The organism is Leisingera sp. (genome assembly GCF_034669605.1).
Classification (GTDB): domain Bacteria; phylum Pseudomonadota; class Alphaproteobacteria; order Rhodobacterales; family Rhodobacteraceae; genus Leisingera.
The window spans coordinates 1-17161 of sequence record NZ_JAXMOX010000089.1 but is presented as its reverse complement, the minus strand read 5'-3'; the positions used below and the strand labels follow the sequence as shown (position 1 = coordinate 17161).

Here is a 17161-nt window from a genome sequence, read left to right as displayed (position 1 = left end):
CTCGGCGACGAGATGCTCCAGGCGTTTGTTGGCCTCCCGAAGCGCATCCCGCTCGCGCAGCACTGCCAGAACAGCGTCACGCTGGTCTTCGGGAATGGCAGAGAGGTCGATGGGCGCGGCGCCGGACCAGTGGCCGCTTGCGCGTCCTGCTGCGTCTCGACCTCGGCCACTGCGGTCTCGAGATCCTCGAAGGCCAGCTGCCGCTCGTCCTCGCTCAGCTTCTCCGACCGCTTGCCATGCACGGCCTGGTTCAGCTCGGCGACGAGATGCTCCAGGCGTTTGTTGGCCTCCCGAAGCGCATCCCGCTCGCGCAGCACTGCCAGAACAGCGTCACGCTGGTCTTCGGGAATGGCAGAGAGGTCGATGGGCGGGGCGCTGGACATGGCCGGACCATACCCTGATCTCCCCCTATAGGAGCAGGCTTTCCGCAGCCCGAGTCACTCTGCCACAGCTGGGCGGCGCGCCTCCAGAGACCGCACCCGCCGCCAGTCCAGTCCGGCAAACAGCGCTTCGAACTGGGCGCGGTTCAGCGTCATCGCGCCATCGCGGATCGCGGGCCAAGTGAAGCTGTTTTCCTCCAGCCGCTTGTAAGCCATAACAAGCCCGCTGCCGTCCCAGAACAGGATCTTCATCCTGTCCGCCCGTTTGGCGCGAAATACAAAGACCGTGCCGGTGAACGGATCTTCCGCCAGCGCTGACTGTACGAGCGCTGCCAGGCCGTCATGGCCTTTGCGGAAATCCACCGGCTTTGTCGCCACCAGTATCCGGACGCCCTGCGAGGGCATCAGCATGGCGTGGCCCCGAGCGCATGCACGATCTCTGCGATCCGGATTGCGGGCGTGCCGGGCGCCAGCTCGATCCTAACTTCGCCCGAGACGATCCGGATCACCTCTTCCGATGCCGTAATGTCCGGCTCCGGCGGCACCTCCGGCGCGTCGCAGACCACCAACGGGGCGAAGACCGGTTCGTCCGGCTCCACCGCTGGTAACACCAGCTTCCCCTGCTTCGCCAATCGGCGCCAAGCCGACAGCTGGTTTGCTAAGACACCATACCGCGCCGCCACGCCATTCACAGTCGCGCCCGGTTCGAGCGTATCCGCCACTGCCTGGGCCTTGGCTTCATCCGGCCACCGCCGGTGACCCGACGCGTAGATCTCGACACCCAACGAAATTAGAAACGAATTTGTAGCGCACATTGCGAAACGCACTCCCCACTATGAGTTGTGCAAGATCTCGCAGCACCGGATAGGCGCTACAACGTGGGGCCGGGACAGCGCTTACGATGTTTCCCGACACCATGCATATGTTCACCCTATGTCCGCTTATGTAGGTCTTTCACCAAAAGTGTGTCGGGTCCCCGTCTTGGGCTACCGGCAGCTTCCCCATGGCTTTGTGGCCGCCTGATCACAATATTCAGCAACGACTACTTCCGTATCGCCTCGAGATCGGGGGGATTACCCCCCTCTGGGCACGCCGAAGACTCCGCTGCCCGATGTGGCGTCATCTGAGTGGTATGGCAGTTCCATCTGTAGCTGAGAAAAACTCCACTGCAGGTTGATACGCGGTTGGGCGCGACAAACAAAAGACCGAATACGGCATCCTCTTGGAGGATGCCGTATTCGCTTTCCAAGCTCGTCAAATCAAGAGAAGATATTGATCCCAGGCATCAGTTTGAAATGCGGCAGATTGACGAACCTGCGGATCCAGCGCTGGATCGCCGGATAGTAGAACAGGTCAATACCGCCATCTCCTGCGAGGGCCGTATAGGGGAAGCAGGCGATATCTGCTATGGTCGCGTTCGGCCCCGCAATCCAGTCAAACCCTTGCAGTTCCTGGTTTGCCAAATGATCATCCAGGATCCGGAACAGCCTGTGAGCGCCTGCCCGTGCCTGTTCCACGTCCAGATCATAACCCAGAACGTCATGTAGCCGTGCAGCGGAGGCTGTGGACGTGATGCTGTCCGCGAAGGCCAGCCATTGCGCGACCCGACCCAGCTCAGCGGGGTCGTTGACGGGCCACCACGTGTTGCTGGAGTCGTAACGCGATGCCAAATAGACGAGAATTGCCTGTGCATCACGGATATAGGCGCCATCATCTTCCAGCACCGGGATTTGCCCCAAGGGGTTTATCTGGAGGAAGGCATCGGACTTGTGTTCAAGCCCCGGGAAGAAGTCCACGGCCTGCTTTTCGTGAGCAATTTCAAGGAAATCCAGAAGCAACCTGATCTTGTAGCAATTGCCGGACAGGACATAGTCGAAAAGCTTCATCTCATGCCACCTTGTCGAAGAGGGCGATCCCCCACTGGAGTTCATTGGCCTTCAGCCAACGGCGGTAGGCGATGGAAGATGCGTCTGCCCGTGTCGGCAGTTCCCAACGGGGATCGAGCGGCAGTTTCCGAGGAACCTGATTCTCGAGGATCATCCGGTCCTGCAGGAAGATGTTCTGCTGGAAGTGAAGAAGACCGGTATCGGTGTTCTCGTCATCAAAGACCAGGATGAACGAATGAACGATGCACTCGTCCTCTTCCACCGGCTGGATGAACAGTCCGACCAGATCCCAGACATTTTGCCGGATGGGGCAGGTCTTGTAGAGGATGGTCGAATAGGGATGCGGAACGCGATACTTGTATTCCGTCATCTGACCGCCGGTGGCCGCCGCCGATGCGAGGGGCTGGAAGAACTTGCATTTGGTCGCCCAAATCTCGTCGTTCTCTGCATCCATGCTGACGTCGTAGTTTTCGACGGAAGAATGGTCTTCCACACCCAGGATGTCGGTATGAACGAAAGGGAAATGCGCCATATCAAGGAAGTTCTCGACGCAACGCAGACCCGAGCAGCGGACGCCCACGCCCCCTGCGGTCACAAGACGCCGATCCGGTTCGTCGAACTCGGGCATGTCATAGAGCGGGCGGGGATTGTCGCTGAGCGTGGTCCAGAGGTGACCATAGCGAACCTGCGTCTGAAGGCTATGACCTTCGGCGTCGTTCACCGACAGAACGCCGGACGTGTTGTTTACCGTCAGATCCTGCGAAAGCAGTCGGACGGGTTTCGCTTTTGCACCTTCGAAATCGCCAGTGCGGCCGATTGCGTACCATTGCGAACGGGTGAAAGTGTCGGGTGTCATAGTGTGTTTCTCCTCGCTTGTCGAAGTGAGACGATCAACTTGCTAGGCTATGATGCCTGTTTAGCGGCGCTTGACGCCTTGAATATCTGCCGCAGATGGGTGGATAGCTTGCTGATGGAGATCGCGATTGCTTCCGAAGCATCGGCCGGAACAGAGGTGTGGATCATTGCGCCGTGTTCCTTCATGTCTAGGAACGCTAGGAGGACGTCTCCCGCGACTTTCGGGACGCGGACGATCGCGGCGTGATCGGTGATCTTAGACACGAGTTCGGCGCCAATGCCTTCGGCAAGCGCTTTCATGTTTGCCGGAGCAACGTCGACATGGACCGAACGGTTCGGAGCCCAGTCACCGTCGATCGAAGGTGCCTCTGACGTTTCGTCCGGGTTTGCGACCCAGATGACCCCGCCGGAATCCGCTGCGCGATAAACCCTGGCGCGAATCGTCTTGGGCGGTGCCAGATCAGGATGTGCCGGAATTCCCGCGCAACCACCGGAGCCGTTGTAGGACCAGCCATGATACAGGCATGTCAGCGTGTTGCCCCGAACGATGCCGTAGGACAGTCGCATACCGCGGTGCGGGCATCTGTTTTCCCATGCCCTGATCTGGCCGTCTTCACCGCGCCACAGGGCGATGTCGTTGTCACCGATCATGATACGTCCCGCCGTCTTGGGAAGAACGTGGTTCTGAAGGCCGGCAGGGAACCATCCGGCTTCGAGTTCTGTAGATTGCATTTCACTCCCCATTTCTGTGTTCTAAGCCCTAAGCACTGGGTGGCACGGCCCTGGTCGGGCCTGGCCGTTTCAGTCTCTTCCGCGGTGCCGGGCTTGGGTTCTGCACCGCGTCAGACGATCTCGACTGTGATCGTGTCGATGGTCACGTCGTCGGGTCCGAGCCAGCAGGCGATCTCGAACATGTCGATGACCCGTTCATCTCCGGTCAACATGATGGAGATGGATCTGGGCGACGCGCTTGTAATTGTGCTCGACAAGGAGAGGCGCCTTGCAAAGTGGCTGATCATGGCCAGGCATGGTTCAGTCCTGAGAGCGCCCTCAAGGGATACGCGTCGCGTTACCATGTCACAGGTCCAGAACCAGTTTCTTGCCCTTGCATCGAGACACGCAAGGCAAGATCAGCGTGCCGGAATCCTTCTCGGCGGGATTGAGGTACAGATCGCGGTGATCCGGTTCCCCCTCCAGAACGGTGGTCAGGCAAGTGCCGCAAACGCCCTGTTCGCAGGATGTCATCGGCTCCAGACCGGCAGCTTCCATAGCTTCGATGATGGTCTGGTCTTCCGCAATCGTCAGGGTGACGCCCGTTTTCTGCAGCACGACCTCGAAGCTCTCCCCGTCGAGGTCGAGCGAGTCGGCGTCGACGCTGAACCGTTCCAGATGGACGCGATCGTTGTTCCAGCCGCAGGTCTTCGCCAATTCTTCGATCAGGTCCATGAAGGGCCCGGGTCCGCAGAAATACAGGCGCGCATCTGCGGGCGGATTGGACAGGATTTGGGTCAGAACGGCGTCGAGTTCCGGTGGAACAAGTCCAAGATGGATCGGAACCTCGTCCAGCGCTGCCAATTCGTCCTTGAAGGGCAAATGTTCGTCGCTTCGGGCGAACAGGTGCAGGACGCATTTGCGGTTCATGGACTGAAGATGCCGCGCCATCGACAGCACCGGTGTGATACCGATCCCCCCGGCGATCAGGATCACCGGGCCTTCGTCGGACCGAAGTTCGAAGTTGTTCCGGGGCAGGCCCACTTCGATCTCGTCACCCTCTTTCAGAGTGTGCATCGCGGCGGAACCGCCCCGGCCGTTGGCTTCGCGCTTAACACCGATTTGATAGGCGTCGCGGTCGTTGGGCCCGTTCAGGAGCGAGTACTGGCGGATGAGGTCTTTGCCGGCGTGGACGTCGATATGGTCTCCCGGCGTGAACGTGACAGATGATCCATCGCAGGGGACGAGTTCAAACGACCGAATTTCCGGCGTTTGCTTTACAATTCGCCTGATTTTTACCCGTTGAGTATTCATGGCGTTTCCTTCGGCATTTCAAGAGGCATCATGCCGGGCATCGGCTTGAACTTCTCGAGTCTCATGAAGCGCTCCATCCACCTTGCAACGGAGGCGTAGGGAGCCAGGTCGATCCCGCCTTCTTCGGCGAGCGCAATGTAGGGAAGGCAGGCGACATCAGCGATGGTCGGATGCGGCAACGGCAACAGCCAATCGTGGCCCTCTTTTTCGGCGAACCAGAGATGTTCGTCGATGATCCGCAGCAGCTTGGTGCCTCTCGCCCGGGCCTTGGTCACGTCCAGGCGATAGAACATCGCATCATGGAGCCGCGCAGCCGAGATGGATCCCGTCAATTCGTCCGCAAAGGCGAGCCATTGGTAAATTTCGCCCTGGCGTTCGCGCGGGAACCATTTGCCGGAAACATCATATGCCGCGGCCAAGTAGACCAGGATGGCTTGCGCATCGCGAATGGTTTGACCATTGTCCTCGATGGCCGGAAGTTGTCCCAGCGGGTTGATCTTGAGGAAACGGGGCGATTTATGCTCGTATCCCGGATAAAAGTCGACAAGGGTCGACTGATATTCCAAGTCCAGCTGATCCATCAGGAATCGGACCTTGAAGCAGTTCCCCGAAAGGGGGTAGTCATGGAGCTGTATCATGACTCCTCCAATCTTAGCCTGATCGCTGACAATTCCGCGCGTCTTTGCTCTGGATTGCCGGTCGGGTAGACCATCGTTTCATCTTTCCCCCAGGGTGTAAGATGATCGACGCTGGTATCGACCCGCTGCCGGACTTGCTCGATCGGCGCCGCGATGTGGACCGGATAGCACGGCTCTCCGGCGCTTTTCGCAGGCGTACAAGCGTCGTGGCTCGCCCAGACAAAACCGTCGGCCACGGTCGTGGAGTAGACGGTCGCGCGAATGTCTTCGACCGTGCGACCCTGCAAAGCAGGGACCAGGGTCACCAGACCGGATTCGTCGAAACGCCAGCCATGGTACACGCCTTCGAGATAGTCCCCCATGTTCCGTCCGGCGCTGAGCCTGACGGAGCGGTGAGGGCAGCGATCCAGCCAGACGTGGATCGCGCCACTGGCGCCTCGCCAGATGACCAGGGGTTTGTCGCCCATCATCGACCTGACGATCGAATTGGGCCGGACGTCTTTTTCGAGTGCAACAACGTAGGAGGTCATGTCATCGCTCCATAGTTTACATTGTTGGCCCGCAGCCATTCGCGGTAGCGCAACGAAGAACTGTCCACCTCGATGGAGGTTTCCTCGTCATTGAGTGGCAGTTTCTTGTGGGCATGCCGTTCGAGAACGTACTTGTCCTGTGCCGAGATACACTGCTGGTCGGCTTTCAACTGTCGCTCGTCCATCCAGTCCTCTTTTACCCACGCAAGCAGCTTGTGCGCGATGAAGTTTTCTTCATCCAGGGGCTGTGCGAAAATGCCCAGATAGTCGTATCGACCCGGCGTCGTCGGGCGATGGATGAAGAGAACAACCGAATACGGGTCGGAAATCCGGTAGGTGTATTCCGAGACCGAATTCGTCAGTGGCAGCCAGGCTTTCTGTGACTTGAGCCACAACGCGCCCTCGTCATCGACGCTTGCCTCCCCCGGAACTAAATCAAGATGGTCCTCATCGCCCAAGATATGGGGATGCAGGAAGGGGAAATGTGCGTTGTCGATCACGTTGTCCACGATCCGAAGGCCCGAACACTTGATGGGCGTGGACCAGATGTTCATGACGAGGCGATCAACCTCGTAGTATTCGAGTAGTTGTTGGGGCGGGCCGTCGGGTTCGCCGAGGCTTGTCCAGATGTATCCCAGCCGTTCTGTAATCGGCAGAGGGCGCGAGCCGGTCGACGCGGAAATCCAGGTCTTGTGGATTTCCAGGTCGATGTCATGGCCCAGAAGCCGTGTCTTCGTCGCGTTCCTCCGCCGGATGTCCGTCGGTGACCCGAGTGGGTACCAACGGTTCCAGACCTCCGCGTCTTCGTGAGCGTTCATTCCGGTCACATGCTTTCGGTGACGTCGGTGAACAGGGCTGCTTTGAAGGCGTCTTCGCCTTTTGCTGCTGCGAGGGACAGTTCGCGGAGCCATTTCCGGTACTGGTTCGAGATCTTGTCCGTCGGGAGCGAAACCTCGTCCAGAAAGATCGGGCCAGGCTGGGTCTCGATGACCGGCTGATCTTCCGCCAAGACGATCTTCTGGAAATCGAGCGGCTGATTATCGGGCAGGTTTTCGTCGGTATGCGCGATGATCATGAAGTTCCGGCACGAGTTCGCCGAGATCGGGCTAGAGGTCGTCCAGAGAAGGAAAGGCTGATCGTTCTTGTACAGCCTGATCGACAGGTTGACGCTGAACGGCATGGAGTTGCGGTAGTTCCAGCTTCCCAGCGGGCTATCGTCCGGCAGGGTGTCAAGCATGTCGCGGCCCGGCTCCATGAAGAAGCGAAGTTCGCCGCCCACGCGGTCAACAGGCACGATTGCCGGTTCGGAGTATGCCGGGTCATAGAGGGTGCCCGGATGCACATAGGCGAAGTGCGAGAAATCGGTGAAGTTTTCCCAGCGGCGTTCGGCCGAGCTGTCCCAGTTGTAGGGCTCAGCGACGATCTGGCGCTTGAATTCCGGGTTTTCCCAAGCTTCGCAGTAAGGGATTTTGGTGCAATCCCAGGAGCTGTCGAGGCGGACCCAGATGATCCCGTACCGCTCTTCGCAGTCATAGGCGGGTGTGAACGCCTTTTTCGGGATCGCGTCGTTCGGGCAGGCCGGCATGTGCTCGCAGCGGCCGCTGGAACCATATTCCCAGCCGTGATACGGGCATTGGATGCGGTTGTTATCAAGCACCTTGCCGACTGACAGTTTCGCAAAGCGATGTGCGCAGCGGTCTTGCATGGCGACGTATTTTCCGTCCAGTCGTGCGATGACCAGCGGTTCGTCAAGCAGTGTCCTACCGATCAGACCGTTGCCCGCCGGTTCGGCGGCCTCGAGTTCGTTGACGGTTGCGACAGGATGCCAGAAATGACGCAGATAGCTTTGGTCTGCGGTGAGTGGAGACAAGGTGTTCATTATTCCTCCCGGTTAGCTACCGTTAATAGTTACTTTCAAGAAGCCTAGCGGACGGGGCCGCGTTTAAAAAAGTGCATTAAGTTGTATCTTGTGTTTCGGATTCTGAACGCAGTTCGGTCGCCCCGGGGATACCGCCGAACAGGCGACGATTCGCTATCTGACAATCAATTTTAGCCCGTGGCTGAATGCGAGCGCTTGCCGGACCGGAGTCCGGTACATCTGTTCGACCGGGATTGCCAACTTGGCGATCAGTTCCTGATCTTTCACGGCTTTGGCGGCTTCTTCCTTTGCTTCCAGCAGAGCGAACACTTCCAGGATGATGTCCGGATTGCGAAGAAGCGCGTCACGCACGCGTTGATCAAACTCGAAATCGGCCTGCGGCGTTTCAGCGCCAGCAGGGGCCGTGGTCATGGTAAGACCCACTGCTGCCGCCAAAACTGCCTTGCGCCATGGTATGTTGCTCAAAATCATTGCTCGTTTCCTTTCCGTTCTTCAAATTGCGGCGGTTTCATTGCCTGTTTAAGAATATTCCGCTAGGTCGTGTTGACAAAAGGGATTGAACGAACCCGCTGACGCGGGAGGGGTGTAGCTATTGGTGGGAATGGCCTCCTGATGGGAAGGTTTGGTTGCTGAGACCAACCTTTATCAGGAGACCATCCCATGGCTGATGCCACATCAGCGGTAAGCCCGCTGCGCCGCCGTATGATCGACGACATGACGCTTCGCAACCTGTCGCCGGCCACGCAACGATCCTATCTTCATGCCGTTGCAAAGTTCAGTCGGTATTTCGACTGTTCGCCGGATCGACTGGGGCTGGAGGATGTCCGCGCCTTTCAGGTCTACCTTGTATCGCAGGGTATTTCCTGGCCAGCTTTGAACCAGACGGTCTGTGCCTTGCGCTTCTTCTACGGCGTGACGCTGAACCGGGCAGAGATCCCCGAACGGATCGCCTATGCGCGCACGCCACGCAAATTGCCAACGATCTTGAGTGCCGACGAGGTCGTGCGTTTTCTTGAGGCGGTGCCGTCGCTGAAGGCACGCGCGGCACTGACAACGGCCTATGCCGCGGGCCTGCGTGCCTCCGAGGTAGTCAGTTTGAAGATCACGGATATCGACAGCGATCGCATGCTGATCCAGGTCCGTCATGGCAAAGGCGCCAAGGACCGGACCGTCATGCTCTCGCCGCAGCTTCTCGGCATCTTGCGGACTTACTGGCGCCTGGCGCATCCGAATGACTGGTTGTTTCCCGGCCGTGGCGACAAACCGATTGATGTGCAGGTGCTGCATTCCGCCTGCCGGTCCGCGACCAAAGCGGCGGGACTGACCAAGAAGGTCAGCGTGCACACGCTGCGACACAGCTTCGCCACCCATATGCTGGAGAACGGTGTCGACATCCGGGTGATCCAGGTGCTGCTCGGACACGCGAACCTGTCGACCACTGCGCGCTACACGCAGGTTGCCACAACGACGATCGCGAAGACGCAAAGCCCGTTTGATCGCCTGAGCCTGGAGGTGGTGCCACCCGGCTGAGGCGCGCGCCATGCGCCCGGCCGTGGAGGTGGCGGATATTTTCCGTCGCTATGGCGAAGCGTGGCGGCAGGCCCATGACGGACATCTGGGCCGTGTCGAACGCCGGGCAATGAGCGCGATCGAACTGTGCAGGACAGCTGCGCTTGGCGGCCATGTCGAGGGTTGCCGGACCTGCCGCACGGTGCGTGTCGCCTATAATTCCTGCCGCAACCGGCACTGCCCCAAGTGCCAGGGGGCGGCGGCGCGTGACTGGCTGGAGGCCCGGGCAGGTGATTTGTTGCCGGTGCCCTATTTCCATGTGGTCTTCACGCTGCCCGAAGAGATTGCAGCCATTGCCTTCCAGAACAAAAAGCGTGTCTACGGTATTCTGTTCCGGGCGGCAGCCGAGACCCTGCGCATCATCGCTGCCGACCCCAGACATCTCGGCGCCGGGATCGGTCTCATCGCGGTACTGCACAGCTGGGGCCAGACCCTCAACTACCATCCCCATCTCCATTGCATCGTACCGGGCGGGGGCCCATCGCCGGACGGCAGCCGCTGGGTTGCCTGCCGTCCCAATTTCTTTCTGCCGGTCCGGGTGTTGTCGCGCCTGTTCAGACGGCTGTTTCTGGAAGCATTGCGCGCCGCCTTCGAGGTCGGGCAGTTGCAGTTCTTCGGCGAGATTGAAGAATTGGCCGACCCGCCAGCCTTTGCCCGGATGCTGACTTCGGCAAGCCGCCGCGACTGGGTCGTTTATGCCAAACCACCCTTTGGCGGACCAGGGCAGGTGCTGGCCTATCTCAGCCGCTATACGCATCGCGTTGCCATCTCCAACTCCCGCCTGATCAGCATGGAGGACGACAGGGTGACCTTCCGCTGGCGCGACTATCGTCGTGGCCGCAGACCCAGAAGGATGACCCTCGACGCCGGTGAGTTCATCCGGCGTTTCCTCCTGCATACCCTGCCGGACGGCGTTCATCGCATCCGTCATTACGGCTTTCTCGCAAACGGACAGCGCGCTGCCCGTCTCACAACCTGCCGGGCGCTGCTGGCTGCCGGTACACCGGAGGCAGCCGACCGCGTTCGACCCGCAACAAGCCCCGAACCTGTTTCGCGTCCTTGCCCCTGCTGCGGCCGGCCGATGGTCACACTCGCCGTCTGGTATCATGGTCAGGCACCACCCACCGGACCGTTCTGGAATGACAGCTCATGAGCACTCGGGGCAAACCACCGCCACGCGATCCGCAGCCGACCCGCACGAGGGCCGGCAAGATGGTATGCGGGCCAAGGCCCCGATTACGCCGGTCCTGGTCGCTCCGGGAGACCACCGGCCCGCAAACCGGACCGGTTCAGCGGTCCCTCGCGACCAGCCATGGCGCCATCAGCCGACTGTTCGGCACCATTCATCCGCACGTACGCCCCCTTGGTTATAACGCCAGGCCAATGCCAGAGCCGCAATCCCCATAGCGCAAAACCGGCCCGAGAGTTTGTTCAATCCGGCTTCAATGAGGTCCGCCCGACACCTGTGCGGCGGCATCGGCGTTCTGCCCGCGGACCTCACAGAACCCTCCAGATTCACAGGCAGCGCTGAACGTGATTCATATGTGGACGCCCCCTGTGGCAAGGGCTGATTTTGTCGTGTTGCGTTGATCGGTTGCTTTCATATGTCCGGCCTGTTTGTGCGGTGTGCTGTTCCGCTGGCCTTGATGGAAATCCGCCGGTGAGGTCCCTAATCAAGCTGGCGCGTTTGCGAAGCGCATTGAATCAGACGGGTTTTCCTCGCCATTGGCTCGGTCGTTACGCATCATCGACTGCCATTGCCAATTCGGGTTTGGGCTGCATGCCTTTCAGGCGGGCAACCCGTATGGTCGGTAGGTGTCTCCTCTCGTCAGGATCGCCCAGGCGATGCGGGCGAGCTTGTTGGCCAACGCGACAGAGACAAGCCGGAATGGCTTTTTCTCCAGCAGGCTATTGATCCAATCAGTCATCGGTGACGGTGTCCTCTTCGCATGGCGCATCACGGCTGTCGCGCCGACCACCAGCAATCTTCGTAGATATCGGTCGCCCTGCTTCGAGATGCCGCCGAGCCGCATTTTGCCGCCGGTCGAGTGCTGCTGAGGTGTGAGACCGAGCCAGGCAGCGAACTGTCGGCCCGAGCGGAACTGATCGGGGTCCGTCACAGTGGCAGCAATGGCGGTTGCGGTGATCACGCCGACGCCGGGGATGGCCGCGAGCCTGCGGCTGGCTTCGTTTTCGGCATGCCAGGCCCGCAGTTCCCGGTCGAGCATGCTGATCTCTTCGGTCAGTTCGGCAAGTCGTCGGATCAGGATTTCAAAGGCTCGGCGGGCATAAGACGGAAGGTCGTTATCGGCGAATGCCCGGTCAGCCAGTTTCACAAGATTGGCGATGCCAGGATTGGCGACAAAGCCGAATTCGGCCAGATGGGCGCGCAGTGCATTTGCAGCCATCGTGCGCTGACGAACCAGCAGTGAGCGGGTCCGATGCGCCATGAGAATACCCTGCTGCTCGACCGTTTTCACCGGCACGAAGCGCATGGTTGGACGCTGAACTGCTTCGCAGATCGCTTCCGCATCCAGTGCGTCACTCTTACCGCGCTTGACGTACCCCTTCACATACGAAGGCGGCATCAGTCGGACTTCGTGCCCCATGGCGATCAGCGTGCGCGCCCAGTGATGCGCTGTGGCGCAGGCCTCCACACCGATCAGGCAGGGCGGTAGTTTCGAGAAGAATGGGATCATCTGCTTTCGATGCAGACGCTTCACCAAAACCGTCTTGCTGTTCTCATCTATGCCATGCGCCTGGAAAACGCTCTTGGCCAGGTCAAGCCCTATCGTTGTGATCTTCATAATGGCCGCTCCTTTTCTGCCGCGAATTGTCGACCTGAGCGTATCTGTCTCAAGTCTCTGTGGCAGGGGCGTCCACATCATCAAGCTGGTATCTGCGATGGAGGCCAGCTTGGCACGAGACCTAATGACGAACGAAGAATGGGCGTTCTTTGAGCGTTTCATCCATTCTGCCCGCGCCCCGAATGGTCGCAAACCTACCAATCATCGCCTTGTTCTTGACGGGATATTCTGGATTGCCCGGACCGGCGCGCCATGGCGCGATCTGCCGGAAGAGTTTGGCAAGTGGTCGAGCGTCTACCGCCAGTTCCGGCGCTGGACGCTGGCGGGGCTATGGGAGGAGATCATGGAGGCCCTGAACGAAAGCGGGGCCGTGCCAGACGCCCTGCAAATGATCGACAGCACCGTGATCCGGGCCCATCATCAGGCAGCGGGTGCAAAAGGGGGACTCCGCGACAGGGTTTCGGCCGTTCTAGAGGTGGCTTCACGACCAAGATCCACCTCCTCGTCAACGCGCATGGTCTGCCCATGAGAACCGAAATCACGCCAGGGCAAACGTCCGACTATCTGGGCTTTGACCTGGTCATGGCAAAAAACCTGCCCCAACCTAAGATATTGCTGGCCGACCGCGGCTATGACGCTGACGGCATTCGTAAGTCTATGAATGACCGTGGCGTTCGCCCCGTGATCCCCATGCGCCGGTCCCGCAAGAAACGCGTCGGTGTGGATCGTTCCTTGTACCGGCTTAGAAACCTGGTCGAACGATGCTTCAACAAGCTCAAGAACGCCCGCAGGGTCGCAACCCGCTACGACAAGACAGCCGAGAGTTTCCTTGGCTTCGTCGATATTACGTCTATCCGCCTATGGCTGCGCCATTTGTCAACATGACCTAAGCTTGTTCGCCCTAAAGGAGAAGTCCTATGCGACGCCTGATGACGAAATTCTGGAAAGAAATCGCCTACCTGGTGGGCTTTGCTGTGCTGGTTGTTCTGCAGCTCGAAACCATCGGGTTGTTCTATCTCGGCGCAGGTGCAGTCTGGTTTGTTGTCTGGCTGCTGCGGAACAGCGGCGGAACCTACGACCCAGAGCCCGATTTGATCGACTCGCGAGGGCTGTATGGCGGTTACTCGGATTATTACCATCGGCACTAGCATCACTCGCTTTCTCTTCTGAGGCCGGTGAAAATGTGGCCGCCGATCTGAACATTCTGGTGCCCGCGCGCGTGTGACTCTCTGCCGAGCCAGGCGGGCACCGAATTGGCTTGCTCCCCGGCGGTTACATGCGCCTCCATGCCTTTCGGTGAGTAATAGTGTGTCGCACCGCCGGTAACGTCGGGAATCTGTCCGGCGGCAACACCGTCGACAATCCGGCCGATCCGCTCATATTCCGCGCTGCCCTCTTCGAGTTTCATTGGCAGGCCGTTTCCGCCAACGCCGTTGTTCCAGGCAGAGAACTGCTTGAGCTGCAGGCTGACCTCGGCCGGATTGTCTCCCCAACGCTCATCTGAAACCCGGTTCATGATCACGTGCGCCACAGCGACCTGACCTGTTTCACTTTCCCGTCCAGCTTCTCCGGCGATGGTCCGGATCATTACATCCCGGTCATAGTTTGAAAGCTGAGGTGTGCCGCTGATCGCGGAGGATACTGCTGAGCCTGCATCGAGAACGCTGTCCACGATGTCCTCTCCTGTCGTCCAAACCTTCTGAAGCGCGCCAGGAACCACTCCGAAATCTTGACCGTCGACCACTGCGCGCTCATTTTCTGTGGCCTTGGAAGTTGCCTGCTCAGACAAGGCATTCCTATGGTTTTCCATGGCCCCTTGAACCTTCCCGGTGGCCTCAGTGATCCGGCCAAACTCTTTATGATGATCCATGCCGCTGGACGGCAGGCGCTGGGTGGTGATTTCTTCCGTCGGGCGCGAAAGCGTGTGGGCCTGTGCCAAACCTGGGTTCGGCCGATCCAGGCCAAGCTCCTGAAGCAACCCGGGCAGGACTTTCTCCACGGCGGCCTCCTGGGCTTTCACACCAGCGGTGGACTTCGGGTTGAGGAAGCCGGAGATCTGCTGCTCACTGTATCCAGCCTCACGCCATTCGCCGATCACCGCGTCGGTCAGCTGGCCATCATAGCTGATGCCGTGCGAATAGAGGTTGCTTTCTGCCGAGGCCAGAGTTTGAGCCTCTTCCCGCGCCTCTGCATATGCGTTCCCTTTGCGCTGCACATTGTCGATGCTCCAGCGTTCGCCGCCGTCCTCGGTATTGGTCAGGCTGCTGTGTTCACTGGCCCGGATCGAGTTCACTGCATCGCCGTATTTGGCGACTGTTTCCGTCAGGCCAGAGTCCCGCGCGGCAGACGCCACACGGCGATAAGAGTCGCTGTCGAGACCTGTCCCATTGATACTGCCTTGTGCACCAAGGACGGTCCCGCCTGGTGTGCTTGCAGACAACGCCACCTTGTAGGCGGCATCCACTGAGATCCCATGTTCTTTGGCGAAATTCTCCACCGCTGTGTGTGCTTCGCGCGCCTCTTCGGTCCATCTATGGCTCTGCGAAGTGGAACTATCGCTGGCGGTGCTGGTGCCGGAGGATAAGGACAGGCCGAAGTTCGCATAGTTGGCGGCAGTCTGATTGAGGGCGGTGCTCCACTCATCGCGCATCGAGGTTGCGTTGCGGATCGCAGCCTCTTTCCGGATGGTTTGGCCTACCCGCGCCGACATGCCGCCGGTCGATTGGGCGGTACCGGTGGCGAAGGTCGCGGAGCCATCGGCGTTGACAGTCCGCATCGCGCCATTTGCCATCCGGACTGTTGCAGCTCCGGCGTCCCGAACCGAGGAGGTATTCCACTTGTTGGCCGCGAAGTTGTTCATGCTGGCATTGGAGAGGGAGATATTGCCGGTGGCTGCTTCACGGCCGGATTCAATTGCAGCCCCCTGCCCCACGTTCAGCATCGAGGTCGCAAGCCCGGCCATGCGGCTTGCGCCGAACAAGATCACAGTGGAAACGAAGGGCACCGACATCATCAGGTAGCCCGCGACAGTGCCAACGTCCTGTTCGACCGCACGGACGCCCAGGTAGTTGGCAAAGGTCAAAGAATAGTCGAGGGTGCCGGTGCTATAGGAGCCCATTGCTTCCCGATAATAGCCGGAGCTGGCTTTCATGACGATGGAATGCAGGATGGCGGAGAGCGGATCCCAGGCGGCTAGCCAGAGGAAGCCCCCGAAGTATCCCTTCATGACATTCCACACCAGCGGCGTCATCATCATGATCATCGCCAGCGGAAACGCCGCGTAATAGAGCGATTCAAAGACGATTTTCAGGAGCGGCACCCATTTCAGAGCCGAGATCCCGACAGCGCTGTAGCTGGCCGAGGTCTGGGCCTCCGTTCGAGCTGCCTGATAGGCCGTCATGGCCGCGTTGTTTCCAGACGAGGCAATCAGCCGTTGCACCGCGCCGTCCAGTGAGTTGACCAGCATGGTTTGCCGGATGGTTGCCTGAGCGCCGGCCGAGGTCATGCCGATGAAGGTCTGAAACTGGTTGAGTGTCCGCCGCATGTCAGCCGCGGAGAGTGCGGGATCCGCAGAAAAGTGGCTTTGGTCTGCCGCAGCGGCCTTCTGGTAGAGGACGTTCTGCACTTCATTGTTGAGACGGTTGGTGATCTGCGGCCAGCCGTCTGCGCAGGTCGTGGTTTCCTCCAGAACCGGATCGTAATAGGCCAGAGATTGCGGAACATTGGCACCGATGTAGGCCACCAGATTGCCCGCCTGACCCAGTTCGCCCACATCGACAATGCCGATGTTCGAACCATCGACCATGCAGTTTTCCATGAAGTTCACGAGGGTTTCCTGAACAACCGGAGTGACAGAGCGCCAGCGGGCCGCCTGGCTCAGAATGGTGGAGCCAAAGAGCATTCCGGATTTCTGGTAGGTCAGGTTATCCGGTGCAGCGAGCAGCGTTTCCATCACATCGGTGAGCGAGGCGCTGGCCCTCGATGTCAGAGACCCGACCCAGGCCACGGACCACGGCACATTGTCCACGGTGCCGTAGATACCAAGCGGCACGGTGGAATCCATGATGATCACGCGCGCCCTGGGGCCGAGGCCGACAGTGACCACCAGCATCACGCCGATGAAGTAGGTCACCGCCTGCCGTGCTGCTCCGAAAATCGCCAGTTGGAGGCCGGCCACGAGCACGCCAGCGACGATGCCGCCGTAAATCAGTGCTCCGAAGTTGCCCGAGCCGGTGAAGGCCGCGAGGTAGTTGAAGACATCATAGAGATAGTAGCCGCCGCCAACCGTGTGGATTTCGAGTTCGGGCATAGATCACTGCCCCCCGGTCTGAGTGATGATGTTGCCGAAAATCGCATTGGAGGATGCGGCCAGTTCCCCCCTGGCGAGGCTCAGACGCTCCAGGTTGCGCAGGGCTTCCGCGTATTTCCGCTGTGCAGAGGCCCGCAGGTCCTGCAGCACGCCTTTGGTTTGACGTACCGTGTCCTGAAACTCCCGGTTGATGTCACCGGCAATATCGACGTTGGCGGCCGAGTTCAGGATCTCGTTCATGCCCTCGTCAATGTAGGCAATCGCCAGATCGACCGCGACCAGC

At 59.6% G+C, this 17161-nt stretch carries 18 protein-coding genes and 1 pseudogene; 4 read left to right on the top strand and 15 right to left on the bottom strand.

All coding sequences use genetic code 11. The annotated features are described in order from the left end of the window. The 12 genes from VOI29_RS12655 to VOI29_RS12600 form a co-directional block, all read right to left on the bottom strand. Nucleotides 1–383 (bottom strand): transposase (locus tag VOI29_RS12655; RefSeq protein ID WP_323779239.1); only part of this gene is annotated, 383 nt, incomplete at its 3' end. Nucleotides 384–437: 54 nt separating this feature from the next. Further along, the gene (gene tnpB / locus VOI29_RS12650; RefSeq protein ID WP_259996652.1) at nucleotides 438–791 is read right to left on the bottom strand and encodes an IS66 family insertion sequence element accessory protein TnpB; all 354 of its coding nucleotides are present in this window, start codon (nucleotides 789–791) and stop codon (nucleotides 438–440) included. Next, the gene (gene tnpA, locus VOI29_RS12645; RefSeq protein ID WP_323779236.1) at nucleotides 785–1195 is read right to left on the bottom strand and encodes an IS66-like element accessory protein TnpA; all 411 of its coding nucleotides are present in this window, start codon (nucleotides 1193–1195) and stop codon (nucleotides 785–787) included. Before tnpA ends, tnpB begins: the two co-directional genes overlap by 7 nt. Before the next feature lie 444 nt (nucleotides 1196–1639). Then, the gene (locus VOI29_RS12640; RefSeq protein ID WP_323779234.1) at nucleotides 1640–2266 is read right to left on the bottom strand and encodes a glutathione S-transferase; all 627 of its coding nucleotides are present in this window, start codon (nucleotides 2264–2266) and stop codon (nucleotides 1640–1642) included. Between the two features lies 1 nt (nucleotide 2267). Then, the gene (locus VOI29_RS12635) at nucleotides 2268–3122 is read right to left on the bottom strand and encodes an aromatic ring-hydroxylating dioxygenase subunit alpha (protein WP_323779232.1); all 855 of its coding nucleotides are present in this window, start codon (nucleotides 3120–3122) and stop codon (nucleotides 2268–2270) included. A 47-nt stretch (nucleotides 3123–3169) separates the two neighbouring features. Continuing rightward, on the bottom strand, nucleotides 3170–3853 hold the full coding sequence (locus VOI29_RS12630) for a Rieske (2Fe-2S) protein (RefSeq protein WP_323779230.1): 684 nt from the start codon (nucleotides 3851–3853) through the stop codon (nucleotides 3170–3172). 345 nt (nucleotides 3854–4198) lie between these two features. Then, complete coding sequence (locus tag VOI29_RS12625; protein WP_323779228.1) at nucleotides 4199–5146, bottom strand: PDR/VanB family oxidoreductase; 948 nt, start codon at nucleotides 5144–5146, stop codon at nucleotides 4199–4201. After that, complete coding sequence (locus VOI29_RS12620) at nucleotides 5143–5784, bottom strand: glutathione S-transferase (protein WP_323779226.1); 642 nt, start codon at nucleotides 5782–5784, stop codon at nucleotides 5143–5145. Before VOI29_RS12620 ends, VOI29_RS12625 begins: the two co-directional genes overlap by 4 nt. Continuing rightward, a complete protein-coding gene (locus tag VOI29_RS12615; protein ID WP_323779224.1) occupies nucleotides 5781–6314 on the bottom strand; it encodes a Rieske 2Fe-2S domain-containing protein in 534 nt (177 codons plus the stop codon). The genes VOI29_RS12620 and VOI29_RS12615 overlap by 4 nt, the downstream gene beginning before the upstream one ends. Beyond that, the gene (locus VOI29_RS12610) at nucleotides 6311–7132 is read right to left on the bottom strand and encodes a hypothetical protein (RefSeq protein WP_323779222.1); all 822 of its coding nucleotides are present in this window, start codon (nucleotides 7130–7132) and stop codon (nucleotides 6311–6313) included. The genes VOI29_RS12615 and VOI29_RS12610 overlap by 4 nt, the downstream gene beginning before the upstream one ends. 5 nt (nucleotides 7133–7137) lie before the next feature. Beyond that, on the bottom strand, nucleotides 7138–8193 hold the full coding sequence (locus VOI29_RS12605) for an aromatic ring-hydroxylating dioxygenase subunit alpha (protein ID WP_323779220.1): 1056 nt from the start codon (nucleotides 8191–8193) through the stop codon (nucleotides 7138–7140). Nucleotides 8194–8346: 153 nt separating this feature from the next. Continuing rightward, nucleotides 8347–8664: a hypothetical protein gene (locus tag VOI29_RS12600; protein ID WP_323779218.1), complete on the bottom strand. Its 318-nt coding sequence runs from the start codon at nucleotides 8662–8664 to the stop codon at nucleotides 8347–8349. Nucleotides 8665–8853: 189 nt separating this feature from the next. On the opposite strand from VOI29_RS12600, the gene VOI29_RS12595 reads away from it, so the two are divergent. Further along, on the top strand, nucleotides 8854–9723 hold the full coding sequence (locus VOI29_RS12595; protein ID WP_323779216.1) for a tyrosine-type recombinase/integrase: 870 nt from the start codon (nucleotides 8854–8856) through the stop codon (nucleotides 9721–9723). Nucleotides 9724–9733: 10 nt separating this feature from the next. Continuing rightward, nucleotides 9734–10915 (top strand): IS91 family transposase, encoded by a 1182-nt coding sequence (locus VOI29_RS12590; protein ID WP_222506716.1) that lies wholly within the window; start codon nucleotides 9734–9736, stop codon nucleotides 10913–10915. Between the two features lie 634 nt (nucleotides 10916–11549). Here VOI29_RS12590 and VOI29_RS12585 read toward each other — a convergent pair. Next, the gene (locus VOI29_RS12585) at nucleotides 11550–12569 is read right to left on the bottom strand and encodes an IS110 family transposase (RefSeq protein ID WP_323779214.1); all 1020 of its coding nucleotides are present in this window, start codon (nucleotides 12567–12569) and stop codon (nucleotides 11550–11552) included. Between the two features lie 97 nt (nucleotides 12570–12666). On the opposite strand from VOI29_RS12585, the gene VOI29_RS12580 reads away from it, so the two are divergent. After that, nucleotides 12667–13454 (top strand): IS5 family transposase gene (locus VOI29_RS12580; protein WP_323779241.1). Its coding sequence is split into 2 segments (ribosomal slippage): nucleotides 12667–13003 and nucleotides 13003–13454, totalling 789 coding nucleotides; the frame shifts between segments, so codons are not numbered across the junction. A gap of 32 nt (nucleotides 13455–13486) precedes the next feature. Further along, entirely contained in the window at nucleotides 13487–13717 is a 231-nt protein-coding gene (locus VOI29_RS12575) for a hypothetical protein (protein WP_323779213.1), read from the top strand. Nucleotides 13718–13719: 2 nt separating this feature from the next. Here VOI29_RS12575 and VOI29_RS12570 read toward each other — a convergent pair whose 3' ends face one another. Both VOI29_RS12570 and VOI29_RS12565 read right to left on the bottom strand, forming a co-directional pair. Next, on the bottom strand, nucleotides 13720–16878 hold the full coding sequence (locus tag VOI29_RS12570) for a conjugal transfer protein TraG N-terminal domain-containing protein (RefSeq protein ID WP_323779212.1): 3159 nt from the start codon (nucleotides 16876–16878) through the stop codon (nucleotides 13720–13722). 3 nt (nucleotides 16879–16881) lie between these two features. Next, nucleotides 16882–17161, bottom strand: a pseudogene (locus VOI29_RS12565) (hypothetical protein); the annotation flags it as partial.

Excerpts from the sequence above, each read along its gene's own strand:
- VOI29_RS12575 (WP_323779213.1), top strand. The coding sequence starts at position 13,487 with ATGCGACGCCTGATGACGAAATTCTGGAAAGAAATCGCCTACCTGGTG.
- VOI29_RS12615 (WP_323779224.1), bottom strand. The coding sequence starts at position 6,314 with ATGACCTCCTACGTTGTTGCACTCGAAAAAGACGTCCGGCCCAATTCG.
- VOI29_RS12600 (WP_323779218.1), bottom strand. The coding sequence starts at position 8,664 with ATGATTTTGAGCAACATACCATGGCGCAAGGCAGTTTTGGCGGCAGCA.
- VOI29_RS12610 (WP_323779222.1), bottom strand. The coding sequence starts at position 7,132 with ATGAACGCTCACGAAGACGCGGAGGTCTGGAACCGTTGGTACCCACTC.
- VOI29_RS12620 (WP_323779226.1), bottom strand. The coding sequence starts at position 5,784 with ATGATACAGCTCCATGACTACCCCCTTTCGGGGAACTGCTTCAAGGTC.
- VOI29_RS12585 (WP_323779214.1), bottom strand. The coding sequence starts at position 12,569 with ATGAAGATCACAACGATAGGGCTTGACCTGGCCAAGAGCGTTTTCCAG.
- VOI29_RS12570 (WP_323779212.1), bottom strand. The coding sequence starts at position 16,878 with ATGCCCGAACTCGAAATCCACACGGTTGGCGGCGGCTACTATCTCTAT.
- VOI29_RS12595 (WP_323779216.1), top strand. The coding sequence starts at position 8,854 with ATGGCTGATGCCACATCAGCGGTAAGCCCGCTGCGCCGCCGTATGATC.
- VOI29_RS12640 (WP_323779234.1), bottom strand. The coding sequence starts at position 2,266 with ATGAAGCTTTTCGACTATGTCCTGTCCGGCAATTGCTACAAGATCAGG.
- tnpB (WP_259996652.1), bottom strand. The coding sequence starts at position 791 with ATGCTGATGCCCTCGCAGGGCGTCCGGATACTGGTGGCGACAAAGCCG.
- VOI29_RS12630 (WP_323779230.1), bottom strand. The coding sequence starts at position 3,853 with ATGCAATCTACAGAACTCGAAGCCGGATGGTTCCCTGCCGGCCTTCAG.
- VOI29_RS12605 (WP_323779220.1), bottom strand. The coding sequence starts at position 8,193 with ATGAACACCTTGTCTCCACTCACCGCAGACCAAAGCTATCTGCGTCAT.
- tnpA (WP_323779236.1), bottom strand. The coding sequence starts at position 1,195 with ATGTGCGCTACAAATTCGTTTCTAATTTCGTTGGGTGTCGAGATCTAC.
- VOI29_RS12625 (WP_323779228.1), bottom strand. The coding sequence starts at position 5,146 with ATGAATACTCAACGGGTAAAAATCAGGCGAATTGTAAAGCAAACGCCG.
- VOI29_RS12590 (WP_222506716.1), top strand. The coding sequence starts at position 9,734 with ATGCGCCCGGCCGTGGAGGTGGCGGATATTTTCCGTCGCTATGGCGAA.
- VOI29_RS12635 (WP_323779232.1), bottom strand. The coding sequence starts at position 3,122 with ATGACACCCGACACTTTCACCCGTTCGCAATGGTACGCAATCGGCCGC.